Source organism: Chryseobacterium binzhouense, from assembly GCF_007474545.1.
In the GTDB taxonomy this organism is placed as follows: Bacteria; Bacteroidota; Bacteroidia; order Flavobacteriales; family Weeksellaceae; genus Chryseobacterium; species Chryseobacterium binzhouense.
Genome location: NZ_VKOG01000003.1, coordinates 408,022 through 432,623, shown reverse-complemented (window position 1 = coordinate 432,623; position 24,602 = coordinate 408,022). Strand labels below are relative to the sequence as shown.

The window sequence follows — 24,602 nt, the reverse complement described above, 5'->3', positions numbered from 1 at the left end:
ATATTCTTTGTTTATTATTTGATAGTTAATGTTCCTGTGGTCTGTAAAAGCTTTCTGTAAGCCAGAGCTGCATCGGCTTTAGCATTGATTACGCCTACATTGGCTGAAATTTGGGCAGCATCAGCATCCAGAAGTTCGGTCATTGTTGCAAGACCGTTGTCGTATTTATTTTTTGTAATTCTGTAGTTTTCATTAGCCTGTTCGGCTGATTTCTCAAAGACGGCAATTCTTTTTCTTGAATAATCTGAATTTTGATACTCTTTGTTAACTTCTAATTTAATATTGTCGTTCAACAGATCATTGGTTGCAGATAGCTGCATTTCTCTTGCCATCGACTGTTGTAGAGAGGAGTTCTTTTTCCAAATATTTGATAAGTTGTACGAAATGCCCACACCAAAATTCACTGCATTATAAACTGTGAAAAACTTCGGAATATCTGCTGCAACATAGCCTCCTGTTAATGCAATCGAAGGTAAATTTTCAGCTTTTGCTACTTTTGTTCCCAATTCGGCTGCTTTTTTTTGCTGGTCAAGTGCCTGAAGATCTTTACGGTTTTGCTGTGCTTCAGTAAGATAGTAATTGACGGGTTTTAAATCTGAAATTTCATCAATATAATTCTCGTCAACCTTTAATTCTGTAGTTTCGGGAAGTCCCAAAAGCAAATCCATATTGATATTGGCAATATTGTAGTTGTTTTTAGCTTCTAAAAGCTGCAGCTCAATATTGGAGGTCTGAAGATTTGCTTTCAGGCGGTCATTTCTGGCGATAACGCCATTGTTTTCCAGTTTAAGAAAAGTCTCATCTCTTTTTTGTGATGCAGTAAGATTTTCTTCCAGTACTTTAATTGCCTGATTGGCCTTAAACAAATTGTTGTATGCCTGTGCAATATTATAAGCAATGGCTATTTTATCATTCTCTGTATTCAGTTTAGAAGCTTCTACAAGATATTTTGCAGACTGAATGCCGTATTTAATTCTTCCGCCACTATAAAGCGGAACGCTCAGATTGGCAGAACTAAATGCTACCTGATGAACTTCCGGTCCGCCTTCTGTGGAAACACCAGGGATTTTCAGATCAATAGTTGGCTTCAAAGGCAGATACATATAACTTCCCGAAACTTTCAGCTCCGGAAGCTGTCTGTTTTTAGCTTCCAGAAGATCTGCTGTGGCTTCTTCAATTTTTGCAGCATCAATTTTTAGACTTTTGCTGTTCATTATTCCAAGCTGTACTGCTTCATCAAGACTTAGCTGTTTTACTTCCTGCGCCTGAAAAAAAGACATTGCTCCCCAAAAAAGCAGTGCAATGACTGAATTATTTATTCTCTTCATAACCTAAAAGGTCTTTTAAAATATGTTTGATATGTTGTGTGAGTTCGTTGTAGTAATTTTTTTCAAACAAATCTTCTTCTTCGCTGTTTTTAAGAAACTCTTTGTACATTTCCTTTGAGTTGGAAGCGTAGAAAAGTGTTCCGCTGATCGTGGAGTGGAGAAGATATATCGGTGGGTTTTTAGTAAAAACTCCTTTGCGGATTCCGCTTTCTAATATTTTAGAATAGGTATTAAGGAAACTTATTTTGGTGTCTTTTAAAGATTTTACGATCTGAGGATTTTCGCTATAAAGCTGTTCGCGCTGCATAATTCTGTAGAAATATTTTTGCTCACGGATACGGCTTGCAAATTTATCTACGATAATCATCATTTTCTGCCCTTCATCAATATCTGTTCTTTCTAAAATATCTTTGGCGAAAAACTGTCCTTCGTTGGTTCTGTACTCTACAAGTTTCTCATACAATTTTTCTTTAGATCCGAAATAATAAGAAATCATCGAAATATTAACGTTTGCGGCTTTTGATATTTCTCTTGTCGAGGTTCCGGGAAATCCCTTCTCAGCAAAGAGTTTTTCGGCGGCAAATAAAATATTTTCTTCTTTTGAAATCATAAGATTGATGTTTTACGGGTGCAAAGTTACATTATATTTCAATATAATCAAACGATTGATTGATTTTTTATTTTTAATAATATTAAGCGTGATCAAAATGAAATAATTAAATAAAAAAGCGCTTTCTGAGAAAGAAAACGCAAGATTATAATTAATGATAAAAAGACTAAGAATTTTTATGGATGTATCTGGATAATTTAATTCCTAAATCCGTCCATACTATTTTGGGATTTCCGTTTCTGGTCAAGTGAAGGTCTGCTGTGCTGATCTCATCTAAAATACTGCTGATATTAGCTCCACTGATAAATTTTGAAAATCCTTCCCAGTTAAATCCGTTGGCATCAATTTTTTTGTACACCAGATTTTGAGACTGATAATTCTGCAGCAATGCCAACCTAAAAATTTCAGAAGCATAATCTAAAAAATTTTTCTGTTTTTCTCTGTTCCATCCTGCAATTTCCCTCGCCCACAAAATAATATTTTTTAGAAATTCCGGTTTCTTTTTGACCATAAAAGCATCCCGAACCCACTGGACAAATAATTTTTCAAACTCAGGGTTTTTAGTTTCAGATTTTAAATATCGTAATGCATCATTGAGATTTCCCTGTGCCTGATGCACGATTTCTTTGATTTTGTCTTCTGCTGCTTCAGTATTTTTTTTCAGGTAAGCTTCAAGATCTTCATCTGAAATCCTCGGAACTTCAATAATCTGAGTTCTGGATAAAATGGTAGGCAGAATATCATCTGTAGAATCTGCTGTAAGAAAAATGAGGGTTTTTGCAGGCGGCTCTTCCAAAAATTTGAGAAATTTGTTGGATGCTGCGATATTCATCTTATCAGCTCTCCAGACAATCAGGATTTTTGTACCACCTTCAAAGCTTTTAAGGGAAAATTTCTGATTTTGCTCATCAATCTCATCAGCAGAGATAAAAAGCTGTTTGTTTTCAGATTCCAGATAGGCAGACCAATCCTCATAGCTTGCATACGGAGATTGAAGAATCATTTCCCGGAAATCGTCGAATCTGTTTTTGCTTACTGAAGTTTTTCCCTCAGTAAAAACTGGGAAACTAAAGTGCAGATCAAGATGGTTAAGATGTTCGACTTTGGATGCGGCATGCTCATTTTCACTCATCAGAATCTCTTTAGCGTATGCTAAAACCAATGGCAGTGTTCCGTAGCCTTCTTTTCCTATGAAAAGCTGGGCGTGGCTCACTCTGTTTTCAGTAATGCTGTCTTTCAGTAATTTTTTAAGATTTTGCTGTCCGGTAATTTTTTCCCAATTCATGTTTCAAAGATAAGAATTTTTAGAACGCATATTTTTTGAATAGTCAATTTTGCTTTGCAAGTCAATCGTTAATTTATCAAATGATTTGCTATTTAATTGATCTTGGAAATTCACTATTCACAGCAAAGCTGATTCACTATTCATTGTAGAAATTCGCAACAAATTCCCCTTAACAAACTTTAACCTCAGTAAATTTTTACAATTCATTAATATTTAAGATATTTGCGCATTATTTTAAAAATCTAGAATGAAAAAAATTTTTGTAGTATCATTCATTTCGGTGGGATATTTCCTTAACGCGCAGAGTTTAAGCAACTCTCCTTACGCAGTTTATGGAATTGGAGATGTAAAATATGATAATACGATTGAAACTGCTTCCATGGGAGGTATATCTACTGCTTATATCAGTGACTTTACAAGCAATTTTAACTTCGGAAACCCGGCAAATAACAGTAATTTTGATCTGACAAGCATCAGACTTGAAGCTACTAATGAAAATAATTACTTTAAAACCAATTACAACAATACAAAATCTACAAAACATTCTACTTATTTATCCAATATCGCTTTAGCTTTTCCTATTTCATCCAAAGTGAAAATGGGACTTCTTTATCAGCCCTACAGCTCAAAAAGCTATGATATAATTCATACCGAAACATTATCAGACGGTACTGTATATGGTAACAGATTTAAAGGGAGCGGGACATTGAATACGGCTCAGGCTGCTGTTTCTTACAAAATTAATTCTGAATTTTCAGTAGGTGCACGTGCCAATTATTACTTTGGAAATCTTTATGATCTGAATGAATTTACCTCATCAAATGCCGAATTGATCAACGGTTATGAGACTAAAAACAGCATTAAGAATTTCAACTTTACATTAGGTACAAGTTATCAGAAATTAGACACAAGAACAGACAAAAAATTCACTGTCGGAGCTACAGCTACATTCGGAAATACAAGTGATATGACAAATGAATACATCAACAGTACATATTATTATTCTGATGTAGATATAAAAGCAGGTGAGACAGTTATTGAAAGAAAAAATACAACCTCCAATAACCTGTTGCCTTTGCAGGCATCTTTAGGAGTTGGGTACGGTAGCGAAAACCAATGGTTTGTTTCAGGACAAATTGATTACAAAAAAGGGGAAACAGTAAGCTATTTCGGAAATACTTTTGATTTTAAAGATTCTTACAGGATTTCTGCAGGAGGTTGGTACTTGCCGAATTACAACAACTTCAGAAGTTATTTTTCGAGAGTGGTTTACCGTTACGGAGCTTTCTATGAAAAAGGAAGCATTGAATTAAGCGGAAACAGCATCAATAAGTTCGGGGTTTCTGCGGGAGTTTTACTTCCTTTCAAAAACAGCAGTATTACCAGAATGAGCGGTTTGGAAATTGGTGTTGAAGTAGGAAAAAGAGGAACTCTGAAGGATAACCTTATCAATCAGAATTTTGTAAACGTGAGAGTTGGTTTCAACTTTGCAGACAAATGGTTTAGAAAATCTCTTTACAATTAATAATGAAATTTATTTCAGATAAAACATTTAAAAATATAGCATACCTTTTTAGTTGTGCTATATTTTTTATATTCACCTCCTGTGAAGAAGATCTGACGAAACTGAATGGAAACGATGACAAAAATTTTCCGTCGCAGATTATTTACAATGCTAAAATCATCCAGAGAGATTCCGGCTTAGTAAAACTTCGGGCAAGTGCTCCGATTATTGAAAAATATGAGCTGATTGATAGTCCTTATATTGTTGCTAAAAAAGGGATGCGCATTGAGTTTTTCGACAAGAAAAAGCCTAAAAATCCTGGAAATATTACGGCTAAATATGCCAAAATTTTTGAATATAAGCAGTTTTACGAAGCAAGAGGTGATGTTAAGATTTTGACCAGCGACGGACAGAGGTTTGCTACGCAAAGTGTTTTCTGGGATCAAAAAAGAAAAAGAATTTACACCAGAGATACGGTTTATGCCACGATGGAAGATGGTTCTACACTTGTCCACGCCAACGGAATGACAGCCAAAGATGATTTTTCCGAATATACGTTTTATAAAAATTCGGGAGATCTGGATATCAGCAAAGCTAAAATGGCTCAGCCAAAACCATAGTGTGATGATCAATGCAATCGGCTTAATGTCGGGAACAAGTCTTGACGGTCTTGATATCTGCTTTGCCAGATTCCTGAAAGAAGATTCCGGATGGAAATTCACTATTTTAAAGGCTGAAACTGTTTCTTATCACGAAGTTTTGGAAAATCAGCTGAGAAATGCAATTCATTTATCGTCGCAGAATTTGCTGGCTCTGCATTCGGAATACGGTTTTTATCTTGGTAAAGAAGTGAAAAAATTCGTTTCAAAAAATAATATAGAAAAAGTTGACCTTATTGCTTCCCATGGTCATACCGTATTTCATCAACCTTATAAGAAGTTTACACTACAGATTGGGGACGGACGGGCAATAAAGCTTGAGACCGGACTTCCTGTTGTCTACGATTTTCGTTCTCAGGATGTTTTGATGGGGGGAAACGGCGCGCCTTTAGTACCGGTTGGTGATGAATTTCTTTTTGCAGAATATGATGCCTGTGTTAATTTGGGCGGATTTTCGAATATTTCTTTTAAGCTTAATAATAAAAGAATAGCTTTTGATATTTGCCCGGTCAATATTGTTTTAAATCAATTCGCACAAAATGCGGGACATAAATTTGATGAAAACGGTAATTTGGCAAGAAAGGGAACTGTTGACTGCGATCTTTTGGAAAAACTTAACGATATTAATTTTTATTCACAAACTTATCCGAAATCTTTAGGAATTGAATTTTGTAATGCTGAGATTTTGCCTTTGCTTTATGTTAAAGATCATTTTGATCTTTTGGCAACATTTACTGAGCATGCTGCACATCAGATTTCGGAAGTTCTCAATAAATTTAAATTTTCAAAAGTTCTTTTTACAGGTGGTGGAACGTACAACAACTTTTTGATTGAAAAAATTAAAATAAAAACTTCTTCTCAGGTCGTGATTCCGCAAAAAGAAATTATTGACTTCAAAGAAGCTCTGATTTTTGCTTTCATGGGCGTTTTGAGATACAGAAACGAAATAAATATACTGTCTTCTGCCACAGGAAGTTTCTGCGACCACAGTTCAGGAGTTATTGCGTAAAAAAACCTTCATTTCTGAAGGTTTTTAGACTATTTATAAGCTTCAATCTTATCCGTTAAAGTATTGATAAAGTTCTGAAGAGGCTTTTCGACCATCATTTTGATAAAAGGGTTGAATTTTCCTTCAAAAAGCATCTGAACTTCTGTCTGGTTTTCGTTCAGCGGTTTTAATGTTGCAGTCAGTGCAAAATCAAGACTTGAGCTGGCTGATTTCAAAACTGCCTTTTCGTCGGTGACTTCGTCAATTTTTAAAGCAATTTCCGGCATTCCCTGAAGTCCGAATTTAAAGCCGTCTTCTCTGGTTTCAAACTTCTGAAGACCATCCGGCATAAATTCTTTGTAATTTTCCGGAGATTTAAGCAGTTCAGATAAGTCTTTAGATGATTTATTGACAATAATCTTTCGTCCTTCTAAATTCATTTTTTATTTTTGTATTTAAATTCTTACAAATGTATAAAGTTTTTGTGAACGAAAAAAAATTATTAATATCTAAGAATCCCGAAAACTTAGAGAAAATCCTTCCATTTGAAAATTTTACCACTTTTGAGATTGCGCTGGATCTTCTTCAGAATACCTCAACATCAGAACTGAATGTTTACGGAGAAAATATTGATGAAATTTGGGAGTCATTTAAAAAACTTTTCAGAATTATAGAAGCAGCGGGCGGAATTGTAAATAAACCTTCAGGAGAAATTTTATTTATTAAAAGGCTTGGGAAATGGGATCTTCCGAAGGGTAAAATGGAAAGAGGGGAGTCCCGGGAAGAATCTGCTGTAAGAGAAATTGAGGAAGAAACAGGATTGAAAAATGTAGTGTTAAAAGATTTTATCAATACAACCTACCATATTTACACAGAAAGAAACGGAGATCAGGTTTTGAAGTATACCCACTGGTTTGAAATGTTCTTTGACGGTGAAGACACATTTAAGCCGCAAATAGAAGAGGGTATTACAGAAGTGGCGTGGAAAAATAAAGCACAGATAGAAAGTGAAGTTTTTCCCAATACATTTAAAAATATCAAATTAATTGTTAATGAACTGTTTAGAAAGTATTGTTAATTCATTTATAATAAAATTCCGATTCAGTCACTCTGAATCGGAATTTTTATTATAACATTTAGTTTTAATTTCTATAAATCATATTTAGAAAGAATATCCAATTCCTACTGATCCAGTAGGTAGAACACCACTAGCTTTTAAAGCACCTTCATACATAGATTCTTCAGCTTGATTATTCCAGTCATAAGTGTAAGATCTGTATGAAGCTCCCAGGTTAACATCCAATGTAAATCCTGAGTCAAAAATCCACTGATAACCTGCTCTAAGACCTCCTCCGAATCCTGAAAACTTAATTTCGGTATTGGTTCCGGTTCCCATATCCATACCATCAAAGTTAAATCCAAATCCATTAGAGTCAATCTTAACATTTCCATTAAGATAATCACCTACAACGGCACCGTAAAACCCTGTCATAGCTTCAGTAAAATAATAACGACCCTGAAGACCTCCTCCAATACTGTTATATTTATAACCACCTAATTTAAATCCACCATATCCAGCACCAACAACTCCTGAGAAATGATCTCCGAATTTATGTTCGTAAGAAATTAAATCTGTACCACCTAACAAAGCAGCTGGATTAGCTTTAATAGAGTTTTCCTGAGCACTAACTGTAGCTCCCATGATTGCTACTGCAGCAACTAGTAATAGTTTTTTCATAGTTTCAAATTTTTATAATAATTTTTAGGCACCAAATATATCACTTTTTATAGAAGTGCAAAATATTTTTTTTTAAATTTGAAAACTTATGTGTATTTAAAAAAACTTATTCCCGATTTCTCTTTTCTTCCTCGTTGTACGCCAGTATAATTTTCTTTACAACAGGGTGTCTTACCACATCTTCTTCCGTTAAGTAAACAAAACCTATTTCTTTTACATCTTTCAGGATTCTCATGGCTTCTTTCAGCCCGGAATGCTGTTTTGGCGGCAAATCAATCTGCGTAGGATCTCCTGTAATGATAAATTTGGCATTCATTCCCATTCTTGTAAGAAACATTTTCATTTGGGCATGAGTGGTATTTTGCGCTTCATCCAGAATGACAAATGCATCGTCCAGAGTTCGTCCTCTCATAAAAGCTAAGGGTGCAACCTCAATCACTTTTTTCTCTATAAAACCTTCAAGCTTCTCATGCGGAATCATATCACGCAACGCATCGTATAAAGGCTGAAGATAAGGATCAAGCTTTTCCTTTAAATCTCCCGGTAAAAAACCCAGGCTTTCTCCGGCTTCTACAGCGGGTCTGGTAAGAACAATTCTTTTAACTTCCTTATCACGCAATGCTTTTGCTGCCAAAGCTACGCTGGTATATGTTTTACCCGTTCCGGCAGGTCCGATCGCAAAAACCATATCTTTTTTCTCGGTTTCTTTTACAAGTTTTTTGAGATTGGTAGTTTTGGCTTTAATAATTTTTCCGTTAACACCTTTTACGATGATATCCTGATCAAAAACAAGCTGTTTCTCGTTTTCGTCTTTGATGTTTAATATATTTTCTACATCTTTCAGCTCAATAGAATTATTTTGTGATATGTAAGAAACAATGTCATCAAGTTTCTTTCTGAATATATCTAAAGCTTCCTGATTGCCCATGGCAAAGATAAAATGATCTCTTCCGGTGATTTTTAATGTAGGAAAGCTGGATTTGATTAAATTAAAATATTGGTTATTAACTCCGTAAAAGTTTTTTGCATCAATACCTTCTAAGTCATACGTTAATTCAAACATGCAAATTTTTTTTAGTTTTTAAATTTAATAGTTTTTTTGTGATCTTCGTCAAAATTCTTATCCACAAATTTTATTCCTTTCCTTTTATTTTAGATAAATTTGCAGTTCTATCACATATATCTCATGTCAATTATTACCCTCACTTCAGATTTCGGACGCATAGATTACAGAGTTTCAGCAATGAAAGGGAAAATTCTGTCCTTAAACAGTGAAGTCACAACAGTTGATATTACACACGACATTCAGGCTCACAATTTAATTCAGACTTCATATATCGTAAGAAATGCGTACAAATATTTTCCAAAAGGAACCATTCATGTCATTTCAGTCGACAGTTTTTTTCATAAATCAAGAAAAAATATCTTATATAAAGCTGACGGATCTTATTTTATTGCAGCAGATAACGGCTTGTTAAGTCTGATTTTTTTTGATATAAAACCGGAAGCTATTTATGAAATTACGCTGAATAATCGTTTCGACGATATTGTAAACTTCACATCTACAGATGTTTTTATTCCCGTTGCGGTGCATTTGGCAAACGGCGGACTTCCTGAGGTGATCGGGCGGAAGATAGATGCCGCAAAACAGCTTTTGTTTCCCAGACCGGTTTTTAATGAAAACGAAAGTATGATTATAGGAGAAGTAATGTACATTGATAATTTCGGAAATATAATATCAAATATCAGCAGAGATTTTTTTGAAACTTTAGCAAAAGGTTATGAAAATTTTACGATTAAATTCAGAAACCTGAGCCTTTCAAAAATCTATTCAAGCCATTGTGAAGTAGTTGCAGACTGGGAAAGAGAAACCGAATACCACGGGCAATCTGCGGCAATCTTCAATGATAGCGGACAGTTGGAGCTCACGATTTACAAAGGCAGTAAAAAAAACGGTGCTAAAACACTTTTCGGACTCAATGTAGGAGAAAATATCTACATCGAATTTTTCTAAAATTATCTATTTCATAAAAAAACCGATTTTTTTTATATATTTGTCAAAATCTAAAATTTAAAAATGGCAGAATACAAATTATTGCTTCCTTCGATGGGAGAAGGCGTGATGGAAGCTACAGTTATCACTTGGTTGTTCAACGAAGGAGATCAGGTAAAAGAAGATGATTCGGTAGTGGAAATTGCAACAGATAAAGTAGATTCAGACGTTCCGACACCGGTTTCGGGAAAAATCGTAAAAATTCTGAAGCAAAAAGATGAGGTTGCAAAAGTGGGGGAAGCCATCGCTATTTTAGAAATTGAAGGTGAGGGTGGAAGTACTTCTGCAGAAGAAGCAAAGGCTGAAACTGCCTCAGCTCCGGATGCTGAAACCTTAAAAACTATTGAAGAACCATTAAATACAGCTGCTTCGACTGAGTTTTCGGGAGATCTTTATCTTTCTCCGCTTGTAAAATCTATTGCACAGCAGGAAAATATTTCTGAAACTGAACTGAAATCTATTAAAGGAAGCGGTTTAGAAGGAAGAATCACTAAAGAAGATATTTTAGCATACGTTAAAAACAGAGGAAACCAGCCTGCTCCTCAAGCTGTTCCTGTTCAGCAGTCAGCTCCTGTTTCTCAGCCTGTAACTCCGTCTGCTCCGGCATCTACTATTACCGCTGCTGCAGGTGATGAGATCATTCCGATGGACAGAATGAGAAAGATCATTGCTGAAAACATGGTAAAAGCAAAGCAAATTGCACCACACGTGACCTCTTTCATAGAAACTGATGTTACCAATGTTGTAAAATGGAGAAACAAAAACAAATCTCTTTTTGAAAAACGTGAAGGTGAAAAACTGACTTTCATGCCTATTTTCGTAAGAGCAGTTGTAAAGGCAATTCAGGATTTCCCAATGATTAATGTTTCTATTAACGGTGAAAATATCATCAAAAAGAAAAACATCAATATTGGTATGGCGACAGCTTTGCCAGACGGAAACCTTATTGTTCCTGTCATTAAAAATGCAGATCAGCTGTCGTTATCAGGCTTGGCAAAAGCGATCAATGACCTGGCTTACAGAGCAAGAAATAAAAAATTAAGACCTGAAGATACTCAAGGTGCGACATATACCATTTCAAATGTAGGAAGTTTCGGAAATCTTATGGGAACACCTATTATTCCTCAGCCACAGGTAGCGATTTTAGCCATTGGAGCAATCGTTAAAAAGCCTGCAGTTCTTGAAACTCCGGATGGTGACGTTATTGCGATCAGAAATCTGATGTTTATGTCTCACTCTTACGATCACAGAGTAGTTGACGGTTCTTTAGGCGGAATGATGCTGAAACATGTTCATGACTATCTTGAAAACTGGGATCTGAACACAGAAATATAAGTAATGAATTTTTGGCAATGATGGATATTGCTAAGTCAGATATAAACCTCCGAGAAATCGGAGGTTTTTTGTTAAATGTTTAAGATGGAATTTTAAAATTATAGATTTCTAAATTTTAACATCATTATTGAATATTTTTTTTCGGATTTAATAAAATTTAGCCTAATTTTGAAGTATGCGTAGAATAATGGTCTACTTCCGAAGAGCTCTCAAAAAATCTTTTGACAATATCCGAAACGAACAGTTGAAAAACAATCTTCTTCAGGCGGTTCCTTTTTGGATAGGATCTGTGATTACCGGTTTTTTTGCCGTAATGTATGCTAAAATCTTTGCTTGGGGAGAAAACCTTCTGCATTTTATTCTCAACTGGCACGACTGGATGATTTTCATTATTGCACCGATAGGTTTTGTTCTTTCGTGGTGGCTGGTAAAAGAATTTGCTCCGAATGCTAAAGGAAGCGGTATTCCGCAGGTAATGGCAGCGGTAGAATTGGCAAATCCGAAAGAACACCGTAAGATAAGAAGTCTTCTAAGTTTAAAAATAATTATTTTTAAAATTCTCTCATCAGTAGTTTTGGTGATTGGTGGGGGTGCAGTCGGAAGAGAAGGTCCTACCATTCAGATTGCAGGCTCCATATTCAGGAAAGTAAATGAGTATCTTCCCGACTGGTGGCCCAAGATTTCAAAGAAAAACATGATTATGACCGGAGCTGCAGCCGGATTAGCAGCAGCTTTCAATACTCCATTAGGAGGAATTGTTTTTGCGGTGGAAGAACTTTCAAAAACACATATCAATTATTTTAAAACAGCATTATTTACCGCAGTTATTATTGCTGGTCTTACAGCACAGACTTTGGCCGGATCATATCTTTATTTAGGATATCCCAAAACCAATGACGTATCTTTAATGGTGATGTTTCCAATAATTTTGGTGGCAGGAGTTGCCGGGATTTTAGCCAGTCAGCTTTCCGTTATTATGCTTAGAATAAATCACTGGAAAAAAAGAAAACTGAAAACAGATCGTTCAAATATACTTTTTCTGATTGGCTGTGCTTTAATTATTGCCTGTATTTCGTTTTTTATCAGCCGCGAGATTCTCGGATCTGGAAAAGAAATCATGGAACGTGTGCTTTTTACTCAGGATAAGCACGAAGCATGGTATGTTCCTGTCTTAAGAATGTTTGGGCCGGCTTTATCATTTACTTCTGGCGGAGCAGGAGGTATTTTTGCACCGGCTCTTACTGCGGGAGCAAGTATTGGTTCTGTAATTTCGGGTATAATTCACTTAACACCAAACGAAACTAACGTTGTTGTTTTAGGTGGAATGGTCGCTTTTCTTACAGGAATAACGAGAGCTCCGTTTACATCAGCAATTATTGTTCTGGAAATGACAGACCGCCATTCGCTTATTTTTCATCTGATGCTTGCAGGAATGATTTCTTCAATCTTTTCTATTCTGGTCAGCAGACATTCGCTTTATGATGTTTTGAAAGGTAATTTTCTTTCTGAACTGAGAAGTGAGACAAAATCTTAAAATTCAAATTCAATTCCACCTATATAAGTCAAAGAAAAATTATCGTTTTCTACTGATTTTGGCTGTGGAATTTGCCCGTGACTTACGAAGATCAGAGAATTTACTTCAAATTGCAGATTCATTTCATTTATTCGGTTGACAAGAACAGGAAGCCATTGCTCGGCAAAAGAATATTCTGCAAAATGCTGGATGCTGTTTTCAAAACCGTATTCCAGAAAATCCTGATCAAACCATACGGTATCCTGAGATTCTGCAAATTTTGAAACATAGCTGTCATCAGATTCTTCGTTGATGTAATAGTTTTCATCTTCTTCTACAAATTGGTAAAAATCATCTTCACTTGTGAAGTCTCCTACCCAAAAATCTAAAATCTGCTTGTTCATTGTCTTTATTTGAAAGTTCAAAGGTAATATTTTAGGGTGATAAATATCTAATCGAGATTTAACATATTTGCTTATATTTGATCTATTAGCATAGAATAAACTTCGCAGCTTACGATAAGTTTAAGATTTGTATAAAACACCAATGAAAATCAATAATATAATTTAAGATAATCAATCTCAATATGAAAAAACTCAATATCGCAGCGCTTGCATTTTCAGGTGTTGTATTTTTAAATTCTTGCGGAACGGCTAAACAAGCTGCTGAAAAACCTGAAGTAACAATTGATTTAGTCCGTGCAGAACCGGTAAAAAATGCTGAACAAAAAGAAGAAGGTCTGAATCTTGCTTACATGGATAAAACTGTTCGTCCGCAGGATGATTTCTTCAATTATGTAAACGGAAACTGGATCAAAACCACGCAAATCCCTTCAGATAAAGCAAGTTGGGGTTCTTTCAATGCTTTACGGGAGAATGTAGATGATGCTTCTTTAGGTATTTTGAATAAAATTTTAAACAAAAACTACGCAGAAGGTACAGAAGGTCAGAAAATTCAGAATCTTTATGCATCTTTTATGGATGTAGAAAAGCGAAATGCGCAAGGGATTGCACCTATTAAGTCTGATTTGGCTAAAATTGATGCTATCAAAAATGTAAATGATCTGCAGAAATATCTGTTAGAAGCCACAAAGCTCGGCGATAATTCTTTCTATGGATGGCGGGTAGGTGCGGATCTGAAAAACTCTAAAATGAATGCTGTTTATCTTGGCGGACCAGATTTGGGACTGGGAAGAGATTATTATCAGAAAGTTAATGAAGCCAATACTAAAACTTTAGCAGAATATCAGAATTATGTGTCAAAACTGTTCAGCGTTTTAGGGTATAAAAATTCTGATCAGGCAGCAAAAAATGTAGTTGATTTTGAAAAGCAGCTGGCTAATAATCTTTTAACACTTGAGCAGAACAGAGATGCCAATTTAAGATACAATCCTAAAAATGTTTCGGAGCTTTCAGGTTTGGTAAAGAATGTCAATCTTTCAAAGTATCTTACCGAAGCTGGTGTCAATACAGATAAGGTGATTATCGGTGAGCTGAAATATTATCAGAATATGGATCAGTTCATCAACCAGAAAAATCTTTCTTTGCTGAAAGATTACCTTAAATACCATGTCATCAATGGAAATGCAAGCTATCTTGGAGATAATCTCGACAATATTCGTTTCGATTTTTATTCTAAATATTTGCAGGGGCAAAAAGAGCAGCGTGCGATGGATAAAAGAGGTCTTGCTTTGGTAAACGGAGTTTTAGGTGAAGCGTTTGGAAAGCTGTATGTGGATGAGTATTTTAGCCCAGAATCTAAGAAACAGATGGAAATGTATATAGATTACATTTTAAAATCTTTCAAAAATCACATTGATGAGATGGATTGGATGTCTCCTGAAACCAAAGTAAAAGCGCAGGAAAAACTTTCTAAGTTTTCAGTAAAAATTGCATATCCTGATCAATGGAAAGACTATTCTAAGTTAAAAGTGGGATCTCCTTCTCAGGGAGCAACATTATATTCTAATCTGCAGAATGTTTCAGCATGGCAATACCAGAAAAGTCTGGAAAAGGTTGGCAAACCGGTTGATAAAACAGAATGGGGAATGTCTCCTCAAACCGTTAATGCATACTACAGTGGATCAAACAACGAGATTGTTTTTCCTGCAGCAATTCTTCAGCCTCCTTTTTACAACCCTAAAGCTGATGCAGCAGTAAATTTTGGAGGAATTGGTGCTGTTATAGGACATGAAATTTCACATGGTTTTGATGACAGCGGTTCAAGATTCGATGGTGATGGTAACTTAAATAACTGGTGGACAGAACAGGATCGTAAAAATTTTGATGCAAAAGTAGGTCAGTTGGCTGCACAGTACGACGCATACGAGCCTGTAAAAGGAAGTTTTGTCAACGGAAAGTTTACAAGCGGAGAAAATATCGGAGATCTGGGTGGAGTAGCAGTTGCTTATGATGCACTTCAAATGTATCTTAAAGATCATGGAAATCCGGGATTGATAAGCGGTTATACACAGGATCAGCGTTTTTTTATGAGTTGGGCAACAGTATGGAGAACAAAATCTACAGATCAGTATATGATGAATCAGGTAAAGACAGATCCGCATTCACCGGGATACTTCAGAGCTTTTGGTCCATTGGTTAATCAGGATTCATTTATGAAAGCTTTTGATATAAAACCGGGCGATAAATTGTACAAAGCACCGGCAGAAAGAATAAAAATCTGGTAATTGTTTAGAAAGCACGTTTTTTAGCGTGCTTTTTTATTTTCAGATTCAAAACACTGAAAACAATATTTATCTTTGTTGCAAATAATAACTTTCTTCATTTTAAATTGAAAAATAATAACTCAGATTTTCTTCATTTAGGAAACAAGCTCCTCCAGTGGTATTCTCAAAATGCACGTGATCTGCCTTTCAGAAAAACAAAAGATCCTTATAAAATCTGGATTTGTGAAATTGTTTTCCAGCAGACAAGAATTTCGCAGGGATTGAATCATTATAATAATTTTGTGAAAAGATTTCCTGATGTGAAAACTTTGGCAGAAGCTTCTGAAGATGAGGTTTTATTGCACTGGAAAGGTTTGGGATACTACTCAAGAGCGATTAATATTCACAAAGCTGCAAAACAGATCATGTCAGATTACAATGGGATTTTTCCTTCTGAGTATGACGAAATTTTACAACTAAAAGGAGTGGGTAAATATACTGCAGCTGCAATTTCAAGTATTTGCTTTCATGGAAAAATGCCTGCGGTAGATGGTAACTTTTACAGAGTTTTGAGCCGTGTTTTTGCTGATGATTTTGATATTTCATCATCCAGAGCTTTTGCGTATTTTTCAGAATTGTCCCACCTTATTATGCCGGATAATGTTGGAGATTTTAATCAGGCAATGATGGATTTGGGATCGGAGATCTGCAAACCACGAAATCCTGTATGTTTAGAATGTCCTCTTAACAAAGACTGTCTTGCTTTTTCTTTGAATAAAACGAATGAATTTCCGGTTAAGACCAAAAAGGTAAAAGCAGAGAATTTGGATCTGAGCTATTTTTTTGTTCACAGAAACGGAAATTTTTTAATTCAGCAGAGAAAAGATGATTTTATCTGGAAAAAATTATTTGAATTTCCTAATTCAATTCCCGAAGCTTTGAAGCCGTTTAACAAAGGAAGTAAAACCTTACAGCACAAGCTTACACACAAAAATTTAACGATAGAAGTACATGATATTGAAATTTCTTCCGAAGAGGTTTGGAATGATTTTACATCAAAAAATGAATATCTTATCACTAACTTTGAATCATCATTAATGAGATCTTTTCCGAAACCATTAGAAAATTATCTACAAGACCGGTTGAAAAAGTGAAATTTAAAGTGCATTCTCTGCAAAGTCAAATCTAATTTGTATTTTTGCCAAATGATAAAAAAGGTCATTTTTATTTTTGTTTCGCTGATGATAATTTCCTGCGGTAAGGAGGCATCACCAAAGCCTTACGGTGAGCTCAGATTAGAATATCCTGCACCAAAATATAAGAAGTTTGAGCCCAACTGTATGTATTCCTTCGAAATTTCAGATTTCGCTAAAATTTATGATGCTAAAAAACCTTGCTGGTATTATCTGAATTATCCTAAAATGAAAGCTAAGATCTTTCTTACATATTATCCCATCAATAACGATTTTGCACAGCAGATTCAGGAAACTGAAAAAATGGTGTATAAGCATACCATAAAAGCCAGCTCAATTGATACAAAATCTTTTGAATATCCTGAAAAGAAAGTCTTTGGCAATTTTTACGAACTGAAAGGTCAGGCTGCATCAAACCTGCAGTTTTACGCAACAGACAGCACAAAACATTTTGTTACCGGTTATCTGTACTTCAATTCAAGACCGAAACCCGATTCTCTTGCTCCTGCGGTAGATTATATCAAAAGAGATGTAATGCATCTTCTGGACACATTTGAATGGAAAAAATAAACTTTAAAAAATACAATAGATAATTATATGAAACTATTAGTCGTAGGAAGCGTGGCATTTGATGCAATTGAGACGCCGTTTGGTAAAACAGATAAAATTTTGGGCGGAGCCGCTACTTATATCGGGATTACATCTTCGATTCTTGGAGTAGACTCAGGAATTGTTTCTGTAGTGGGAGGCGATTTTCCTCAGGAGCATCTTGATATGTTTACCAGCAGAAATGTAAATATTGAAGGAATTGAAATTGTAAAAGAAGGAAAAACTTTTTTCTGGGCGGGAAAATATCATAATGATCTTAATACGAGAGATACTTTGGTAACCGAAGTTAATGTATTGGAGAATTTTGATCCTAAAATTCCGGATTCAATGCAGGATGCAGAGATTTTACTCTTAGGAAATCTTCATCCGGGAGTACAGCTTTCTGTATTGGAAAAAATGAACAACCGTCCCAAGCTGGTTATTTTGGATACAATGAATTTCTGGATGGATTCTGCAATGGATATTCTTGAGCAGATGATTGCCAAAACTGATGTAATCAGCATTAATGATGAAGAAGCGAGACAGCTTTCAGGAGAATATTCTTTGGTAAAAGCTGCTAAAAAAATCCATGAAATGGGTCCTCAGTTTGTAATCATTAAGAAAGGGGAGCATGGCGCGCTTTTATTTCATGATAACAAAATTTTTGCAATTCCTGCGCTGCCTTTGGAAGAAGTTTTTGACCCGACAGGAGCAGGAGATACTTTTGCCGGAGGTTTTGCAGCTTATCTTGCCAAAAAAGGAACATTCGATTTTGATACCATGAAGTCTGCATTGATCGTAGGTTCTGCAATGGCATCATTTACTGTAGAAAAATTTGGTACCGAAAGATTGGAAGAAGTAAAGGAGGCAGATATTCAAAACAGGTTGAAGCAATTTAAGGAATTGACAACTTTTAATGTAGAACTTCAGTAATATTCTTTTTTTAAGAAATATTTATAATAAAAAATTGAGTGCAATTCGTTAAGAATTATAAATTTGCAACTTGTTTAAAAATTTAAAATGGTAAATAAACTAAAAATCACTTTTCTTCTGGGAGTATTGGTGATGTTTTTTTCAGGAAACATCAATGCTCAGCTTAAAAAAGGACAGTTGGTAGATGGTATCGCAGCGGTAATTGGTGACGAAATCGTGCTGGAATCTGATGTTGAAGAACAGATCAATTACGGAAAGCAGCAAGGGGTTGCTGTTACCAACAGATGTGAGTTTTTGGAAAACCTAATCAATAATAAGCTTTTGGTATACGAAGCCAAGAGAGATACTCTTATCGAAAACCGTTCGGCAATGATCAAAGAGCAGGTAAATGCAAAATACAATCAATTGCTTTCTCAGTTTCCGGATGAAAAATCAATGCTTGCAGCTTACAAATTCAGAAACCAGTATGAATTGAAAAATGCCATCGAAAAAATTGATACCGATCAGTATTACGGGCAGGCAAAATTTCAAAGAATCACCGAAAAAGCGGACGTTACACCAAACGAAGTGACAGATTTTTATAATTTATACAAATCTCAGCTTCCGGAAATCAAAGATGAGATTTCTCTTTCCCAGATTATGATGTATCCTAAACTTACGGAAGCTCATAAAGATGAATTGATCAACAAGCTTAAAAAAATAAAAGCAGATATTGAAGGAGGCGAAACTTTTGAAAGCCAGGCAAGAATTTATTCTGAAGATGAAGGTTCTGCGGCAAACGGAGGTTTGTACAAAAATATCAATAAAGGTCAGATGGTAAAACCATTTGAAGCAGCAGCTCTCAATTTGCAGGAAGGTGAAATTTCAGATCCGGTAGAATCAGAATTTGGGTATCACATTATTCAGCTTGTGAAAAAATCAGGTAAGAATTATGATGCAAGACATATTCTGCTGAAAGCAATTCCTACAGAATCAGAAATGATGACTGCAAGGAAAAAATTAGACAGTATCAAAGGTCTGATTTTGGCAGAGAAAATCACTTTTAAAGATGCTGCTTTCAAGTTTTCAGATGATAAAAGAACCAAATTTAATGCAGGAGTTATTACAGGAAATGATGGTTCAAACAAAATCGAAAGAGAAAATGTTTCGGGAATAATCAGTTACGAACTTGCGGGTTTAAATAAAGGAGATATTACAAATGCTTTTGATGATGTTGCAGACAGAGACAGAAAAGTAGTAAAAATCATTAAAATTGAAGATGTGATCCCCGCTCATCAGATAAAACTGGAAACCGATTACGACAGAATCAAACAAATGGCGCTCAATAAAAGGAAAAACGAAATGGTAGAAAAGTTTGTCAATTCCAGACTTCCTGCAACATTCATTTCCATAGATGGCAGATATGACAACTGTGATTTCAGAGCCAATTGGAAAAAAGATTCAATCAAAAAATAAAAAATTAACCTTCAGTTTTCTGGAGGTTTTTTTTGTAGCTGTACACATCATCTTAATGACTCTTTGTGTTTTCAAATCAAGTCGATTTCATATATTTGCTCATTATTCAACTTATGGAGGCAACACAAGATAAAAGGCTTTTTCTCATTGATGCGTATGCAATGATTTTCAGAGGATATTATGCATTGATTAGAAGTCCAAGAATTACCAGTACAGGAATTGATACATCAGCAATCTTCGGGTTTACTAATTCTTTGATAGAATTAATAAGAAGAGAAAGACCTACGCATTTGGCAGTAGTTTTTGATGTTGGTGAAGCAAGTGTACGTACGAATGATTACGTTGAATATAAAGCCAACAGAAGTGAAACACCGGAAGCCATAACAATTGCTCTTCCTTATATTAAAAGAATTTTGGAAGCCATGCATATTCCGCATTTGGGAGTTACAGGCTACGAAGCAGATGACGTTATAGGAACGATTGCCTGCAAAGCCGAAAAAGAAGGTTATACAACTTTTATGGTAACGCCTGACAAAGATTTTGCCCAGTTGGTTACGGATAAAATTAAGATTTATAAACCCGGTTTAAAAGGAGGTGATATAGAAATTTTAGGCGTTGATGAAGTGAAAGCTAAATACGAAATTGAAGATCCGAAACAGGTCATTGATTTCTTAGCCATGATGGGAGATGCTGTTGATAATATTCCCGGATTGGAAGGCGTTGGCGAAAAAACCGCTATGAAATTTCTCAAAGAATTTGGAAGTATTGAAAATCTTTTAGCTAATACACACCAGCTTAAAGGTAAATTGAAAGAGAAAGTAGAAGCATCTGCTGAACGTGGAATTTTATCTAAAAAACTGGCTACTATTATCTGTGACGCCCCAATTGAATTTCATCAGGAACAGTATGATCTAGAAACTCCTGATTTTGAAAAAGTAAAAGAAGTTTTTGATGAAATAGAGTTCAGAAGACTATATGAAAATCTGTACCGTGCTTTTGCTCCGGCTGAAACCAATACTGCAAAATTGGAAGGAAATCATGAAAAAGAGAAGCAGACTCCACAGCAGAAAGTTGCAGCAAATGTTGGTCAGTTAGATCTTTTTGCTACCTATGAAGAACTTGATCAGGCAACTTCAACGAAATCAACTATTGAGGATAACGATCATCTGTACCAGTTTATAAACAATCCGAAAGCACAGAAAATTTTAGTTCAGAATTTGTTGCTCCAAAAAGCGGTATGTTTTGATACAGAAACTACTTCGCTCAACGAAATGGAGGCCGAATTAGTAGGAATGAGCTTCTCCTATAAAAAAGGTTTGGCTTATTATGTCCCGCTTTCTGAAGATCAGGGTGAAGTTTTGCAGACTTTGGAAATTTTCAGACCATTTTTCGAGAAAGAAGATGTAATCAAAATTGCTCATAACCTTAAATATGATTATAAAATTCTTCAGCAATACAACATTACCGTTAAGGGAGCAATGTTTGATACCATGATTGCCCATTATCTTCTCAATCCGGACGGAAGACACGGAATGGACTATCTTTCTGAGGTTTATCTTGGATATAAACCGGTTTCAATTGAGACGATTATCGGAAAGAAAGGAAAGAAGCAGGGTAATTTCAGAGATGCTGATCTTAGAACACAGACTGATTACGCAGCAGAAGATGCTGATGTAACTTTTCAGTTGTATGAATTGTTTGCACCGCAGCTTAAGAAAGAAAACCTTGAAGATTTATTCTTCAAAATAGAAATGCCGCTGATGGAAGTTCTGGCTAAAATGGAATTGGCTGGAATTTCTCTTGACGAAAAGTGGCTGGCTCAGGAAAGTATTGATCTGGAGAACGATTTAAGACAGCTGGAATCAAAAATTTTTGAAATTTCGGGCGAAGAATTTAATATGAATTCTCCAAGACAGTTGGGAGAGATTTTGTTTGAAAAAATGCAGCTTGATCCTAAAGCAAAGAAAACAAAAACCGGTCAATATGCAACTTCTGAAGACATATTGCAGAAACTGGCTTCAAAACATGAAATCATTCAGCATATTTTAGAATATAGAACATATCAAAAGTTGAAATCTACCTATGTAGATGCATTGCCGTCACAGATTGATAAAGATGATAACCGCGTTCATACCAACTTTTCACAGACAACGGCTGCAACAGGTCGTCTGGCGAGTGTAAATCCGAATTTACAGAATATTCCGATTCGTACTTTAAGAGGACAGCAGATTCGTGGCGCATTTGTTTCCGGTGAAGGAAAGAAAATCATTTCAGCCGATTATTCTCAGATTGAACTTCGCTTAATTGCTGAAATTTCTGGTGAAGATAATATGATTAAGGCTTTTCAGAACGGAGAAGATATTCACGCTTCTACAGCAGCAAAATTATTCAAAATTCCGTTGGAAGAAGTGTCTAAAACGCAGAGAAGTCAGGCAAAAACGGTCAACTTCGGAATTATTTACGGGCAGGGTGCTTTTGCTTTAGCCGAGCAGACCGGACTTTCAAGAACGGAAGCAAAGCAGATGATCGAAGCTTATTTTGAAACCTATCCGAAACTGAAAGCGTATATGTCTGAACAGGTCGCTAAAGCACGTGAACTGGGATATGTGGAGACCATTTTAGGCAGAAAACGTCATTTGAAAGATATTAATTCCGGAAATTTTGTGGTAAGAGGTCATGCAGAACGAAATGCTGTTAATGCTCCGGTTCAGGGAAGTGCGGCAGATGTAGTAAAAATTGCAATGATTAGAATAGATAAACAACTTCAAGCGCAGAATCTTCAAACCAAAATGCTGCTTCAGGTACACGACGAATTATTGTTTGAATCTCCTGTTGAAGAAGTAGAAACTGCTACACAGCTCATCAAAAAAGAAATGGAATCGGCTATTGAAACAAAGGTTCCGCTATTGGTTGAAGTGGGTGTAGGAGACAACTGGCTGGAAGCGCATTAAAACTAGTTTAAAAATTTGGAGATTTGATGTAAATCCAATTGTATTAAATATACAAAATCATATCAGCAAAAGTCATGGAACGCTAAGTGAAAATCTATGTTTGTTTTTATTAAATAACACAAGTTTTTCAGTTCCGCATAAAAACACTAATTTAAGACCTTAAAATTTTATACTTAAAATGATAGATAAAAGAGTAAAAAATGCCAAAGAAGCCATCGAAGGAATTCAGGATGGGATGACTTTAATGTTGGGCGGTTTCGGTCTTTGCGGAATTCCGGAAAATTCAATCAATGCTTTGGTAGAAAGTGATGTAAAAGATCTTACCTGTATTTCAAACAACGCAGGAGTAGATGATTTCGGATTGGGATTATTGTTACAGAAAAAGCAGATCAAAAAAATGATTTCTTCTTACGTTGGAGAAAATGCTGAATTCGAACGACAGATGCTTTCGGGAGAATTGGAAGTGGAATTAACACCACAGGGAACACTTGCCGAAAAATGCAGAGCTGCACAAGCAGGAATCCCGGCTTTTTATACACCTGCAGGTTTCGGAACTGAAGTAGCAGAAGGAAAAGAGGTGAAAGATTTCAAAGGAAAACCACATATTTTGGAACATGCATTTGAGGCAGATTATTCTATCGTGAAAGCTTGGAAAGGTGATCATGCAGGAAACCTTATTTTCAAAGGATCTGCAAGAAATTTTAATCATCCTATGGCAGGAGCGGGTAAAATTACCATTGCTGAAGTAGAAGAATTGGTTGCTCCGGGAGAATTAGATCCCAATCAGATTCATATTCCAGGAATTATGATTCAAAGAATCTTTCAGGGAGAAAAGTTTGAAAAAAGAATCGAACAGCGAACTGTGAGAAAAAAGATATAAAAATTATCTACAAAAAGGGATAATTATCTTTTGGGACCTCTGCTGAGTGGAACGCCTTCGCGAACTTGTAAAAAGGGGTGATATTTAAAAAAGATCTTTGCGCCTTTTGCGTTTAAAAAAAAGATGGTAGTCAATTTTCAAGTTGCTACATCAACAAATTTTCAAATTAAAACATATGTTAAGTAAAGAAGATATAGCAAAACGTATTTCCAGAGAAGTAAAAGACGGATATTACGTTAATTTAGGAATCGGAATTCCAACTTTGGTTGCCAATTATGTCCCTCAAAATCTCAATGTAGAATTTCAGAGTGAAAACGGCGTTTTGGGAATGGGACCTTTCCCTTTTGAAGGGGAAGAAGATGCAGATGTTATCAATGCCGGAAAACAGACCATTACCATTTTAGATGGCGGTTCATTTTTTGATTCGGCTTTCAGTTTTGGGATGATCAGAAGTCAGAAAGTTGATCTTACAATTCTCGGAGCCATGGAAGTTTCAGAAAACGGAGACATTGCCAACTGGAAAATCCCAGGCAAAATGGTAAAAGGAATGGGTGGTGCAATGGATTTGGTAGCTTCTGCAGAAAATATTATCGTAGCGATGATGCACGTTAATAAAGCAGGAGAAAGTAAAATTCTGAAAAAATGTACACTTCCTTTAACGGGCGTAAACTGTGTAAAAAGAGTCGTAACCGAATTAGCAGTTTTGGATGTAACACCTGCAGGTTTCAAGCTTATTGAAAGAGCTCCCGGAGTTTCCGTAGAACACATCATCAAATCCACCGAAGCCGATCTCATCATTGAAGGAGAAATCCCTGAAATGCAATTCTAAATAAAACAAAACCTTGTCACACCGACAAGGTTTTTTGCTTTTTGTACACGATTATAACCGACTTAGGGAACGGAGGCGTTAAGAAAATCTTTAAA

22 protein-coding genes are annotated in these 24,602 nt (G+C 35.6%); 15 read left to right on the top strand and 7 right to left on the bottom strand.

Annotation, left to right across the window (positions count from 1 at the left end; translation table 11 throughout):
* Positions 1 to 14 precede the first annotated feature (14 nt).
* The 3 genes from FNE73_RS10620 to FNE73_RS10610 form a co-directional block, all read right to left on the bottom strand.
* Positions 15 to 1,328 (bottom strand): TolC family protein, encoded by a 1,314-nt coding sequence (locus FNE73_RS10620; RefSeq protein ID WP_143884579.1) that lies wholly within the window; start codon positions 1,326 to 1,328, stop codon positions 15 to 17.
* A complete protein-coding gene (locus FNE73_RS10615) occupies positions 1,312 to 1,938 on the bottom strand; it encodes a TetR/AcrR family transcriptional regulator (RefSeq protein WP_143884578.1) in 627 nt (208 codons plus the stop codon). The genes FNE73_RS10620 and FNE73_RS10615 overlap by 17 nt, the downstream gene beginning before the upstream one ends.
* A 166-nt stretch (positions 1,939 to 2,104) precedes the next feature.
* The gene (locus FNE73_RS10610; RefSeq protein ID WP_143884577.1) at positions 2,105 to 3,223 is read right to left on the bottom strand and encodes a DNA polymerase III subunit; all 1,119 of its coding nucleotides are present in this window, start codon (positions 3,221 to 3,223) and stop codon (positions 2,105 to 2,107) included.
* Positions 3,224 to 3,470: 247 nt separating this feature from the next.
* Here FNE73_RS10610 and FNE73_RS10605 point away from each other — a divergent pair, with 247 nt between their 5' ends.
* Genes FNE73_RS10605 through FNE73_RS10595 form a run of 3 tightly spaced genes read left to right on the top strand, consistent with a single transcriptional unit; the run spans position 3,471 to position 6,395 of the window.
* On the top strand, positions 3,471 to 4,748 hold the full coding sequence (locus FNE73_RS10605; protein ID WP_143884576.1) for a hypothetical protein: 1,278 nt from the start codon (positions 3,471 to 3,473) through the stop codon (positions 4,746 to 4,748).
* A 2-nt stretch (positions 4,749 to 4,750) separates the two neighbouring features.
* The gene (lptC, locus tag FNE73_RS10600; protein ID WP_143884575.1) at positions 4,751 to 5,347 is read left to right on the top strand and encodes an LPS export ABC transporter periplasmic protein LptC; all 597 of its coding nucleotides are present in this window, start codon (positions 4,751 to 4,753) and stop codon (positions 5,345 to 5,347) included.
* Positions 5,348 to 5,351: 4 nt separating this feature from the next.
* Positions 5,352 to 6,395, top strand: a complete 1,044-nt coding sequence (locus tag FNE73_RS10595) for an anhydro-N-acetylmuramic acid kinase (protein WP_143884574.1) — start codon at positions 5,352 to 5,354, stop codon at positions 6,393 to 6,395.
* A 29-nt stretch (positions 6,396 to 6,424) separates the two neighbouring features.
* Here FNE73_RS10595 and FNE73_RS10590 read toward each other — a convergent pair whose 3' ends face one another.
* The gene (locus FNE73_RS10590) at positions 6,425 to 6,814 is read right to left on the bottom strand and encodes a hypothetical protein (protein WP_034674362.1); all 390 of its coding nucleotides are present in this window, start codon (positions 6,812 to 6,814) and stop codon (positions 6,425 to 6,427) included.
* Between the two features lie 29 nt (positions 6,815 to 6,843).
* On the opposite strand from FNE73_RS10590, the gene FNE73_RS10585 reads away from it, so the two are divergent.
* Positions 6,844 to 7,452, top strand: coding sequence for an NUDIX hydrolase (locus FNE73_RS10585; RefSeq protein ID WP_143884573.1), 609 nt, complete (start codon positions 6,844 to 6,846; stop codon positions 7,450 to 7,452).
* An 84-nt stretch (positions 7,453 to 7,536) separates the two neighbouring features.
* Here the strand turns inward: FNE73_RS10585 and FNE73_RS10580 are convergent, their stop codons facing one another.
* Positions 7,537 to 8,112, bottom strand: coding sequence for a DUF3575 domain-containing protein (locus FNE73_RS10580; protein WP_143884572.1), 576 nt, complete (start codon positions 8,110 to 8,112; stop codon positions 7,537 to 7,539).
* A 106-nt stretch (positions 8,113 to 8,218) separates the two neighbouring features.
* Complete coding sequence (locus FNE73_RS10575) at positions 8,219 to 9,175, bottom strand: PhoH family protein (protein WP_089745300.1); 957 nt, start codon at positions 9,173 to 9,175, stop codon at positions 8,219 to 8,221.
* Positions 9,176 to 9,298: 123 nt separating this feature from the next.
* Between FNE73_RS10575 and FNE73_RS10570 the strand changes: the two genes are divergently transcribed.
* The 3 genes from FNE73_RS10570 (at position 9,299) to FNE73_RS10560 (ending at position 13,034) form a co-directional block, all read left to right on the top strand.
* Positions 9,299 to 10,126, top strand: coding sequence for an SAM hydrolase/SAM-dependent halogenase family protein (locus tag FNE73_RS10570; RefSeq protein ID WP_143884571.1), 828 nt, complete (start codon positions 9,299 to 9,301; stop codon positions 10,124 to 10,126).
* Between the two features lie 63 nt (positions 10,127 to 10,189).
* Positions 10,190 to 11,500 carry a dihydrolipoamide acetyltransferase family protein gene (locus FNE73_RS10565; RefSeq protein WP_143884570.1) on the top strand — a complete coding sequence of 437 codons (1,311 nt, stop codon included), beginning with the start codon at positions 10,190 to 10,192 and terminating at the stop codon, positions 11,498 to 11,500.
* Between the two features lie 175 nt (positions 11,501 to 11,675).
* Positions 11,676 to 13,034, top strand: a complete 1,359-nt coding sequence (locus tag FNE73_RS10560; RefSeq protein ID WP_143884569.1) for a chloride channel protein — start codon at positions 11,676 to 11,678, stop codon at positions 13,032 to 13,034.
* On the opposite strand, the gene FNE73_RS10555 is transcribed toward FNE73_RS10560, so the two are convergent.
* Entirely contained in the window at positions 13,031 to 13,417 is a 387-nt protein-coding gene (locus FNE73_RS10555; RefSeq protein WP_143884568.1) for an immunity 22 family protein, read from the bottom strand. The genes FNE73_RS10560 and FNE73_RS10555 overlap by 4 nt on opposite strands.
* A gap of 182 nt (positions 13,418 to 13,599) precedes the next feature.
* On the opposite strand from FNE73_RS10555, the gene FNE73_RS10550 reads away from it, so the two are divergent.
* The 8 genes from FNE73_RS10550 (at position 13,600) to FNE73_RS10515 (ending at position 24,507) form a co-directional block, all read left to right on the top strand.
* Positions 13,600 to 15,699 carry a M13 family metallopeptidase gene (locus FNE73_RS10550; RefSeq protein ID WP_143884567.1) on the top strand — a complete coding sequence of 700 codons (2,100 nt, stop codon included), beginning with the start codon at positions 13,600 to 13,602 and terminating at the stop codon, positions 15,697 to 15,699.
* Between the two features lie 104 nt (positions 15,700 to 15,803).
* Positions 15,804 to 16,832: an A/G-specific adenine glycosylase gene (mutY, locus tag FNE73_RS10545; protein WP_143884566.1), complete on the top strand. Its 1,029-nt coding sequence runs from the start codon at positions 15,804 to 15,806 to the stop codon at positions 16,830 to 16,832.
* A gap of 51 nt (positions 16,833 to 16,883) precedes the next feature.
* Positions 16,884 to 17,441 (top strand): gliding motility lipoprotein GldD, encoded by a 558-nt coding sequence (gldD, locus tag FNE73_RS10540; RefSeq protein ID WP_143884565.1) that lies wholly within the window; start codon positions 16,884 to 16,886, stop codon positions 17,439 to 17,441.
* Between the two features lie 27 nt (positions 17,442 to 17,468).
* Positions 17,469 to 18,392 (top strand): PfkB family carbohydrate kinase, encoded by a 924-nt coding sequence (locus tag FNE73_RS10535; protein WP_143884564.1) that lies wholly within the window; start codon positions 17,469 to 17,471, stop codon positions 18,390 to 18,392.
* 87 nt (positions 18,393 to 18,479) lie between these two features.
* Positions 18,480 to 19,847 (top strand): peptidylprolyl isomerase, encoded by a 1,368-nt coding sequence (locus tag FNE73_RS10530; RefSeq protein ID WP_143884563.1) that lies wholly within the window; start codon positions 18,480 to 18,482, stop codon positions 19,845 to 19,847.
* A 113-nt stretch (positions 19,848 to 19,960) separates the two neighbouring features.
* Positions 19,961 to 22,798 (top strand): DNA polymerase I, encoded by a 2,838-nt coding sequence (gene polA / locus FNE73_RS10525; protein WP_143884562.1) that lies wholly within the window; start codon positions 19,961 to 19,963, stop codon positions 22,796 to 22,798.
* A 178-nt stretch (positions 22,799 to 22,976) separates the two neighbouring features.
* Positions 22,977 to 23,678 carry a CoA transferase subunit A gene (locus tag FNE73_RS10520; RefSeq protein ID WP_143884561.1) on the top strand — a complete coding sequence of 234 codons (702 nt, stop codon included), beginning with the start codon at positions 22,977 to 22,979 and terminating at the stop codon, positions 23,676 to 23,678.
* A 175-nt stretch (positions 23,679 to 23,853) separates the two neighbouring features.
* A complete protein-coding gene (locus tag FNE73_RS10515) occupies positions 23,854 to 24,507 on the top strand; it encodes a CoA transferase subunit B (RefSeq protein WP_143884560.1) in 654 nt (217 codons plus the stop codon).
* Positions 24,508 to 24,602 lie beyond the last annotated feature (95 nt).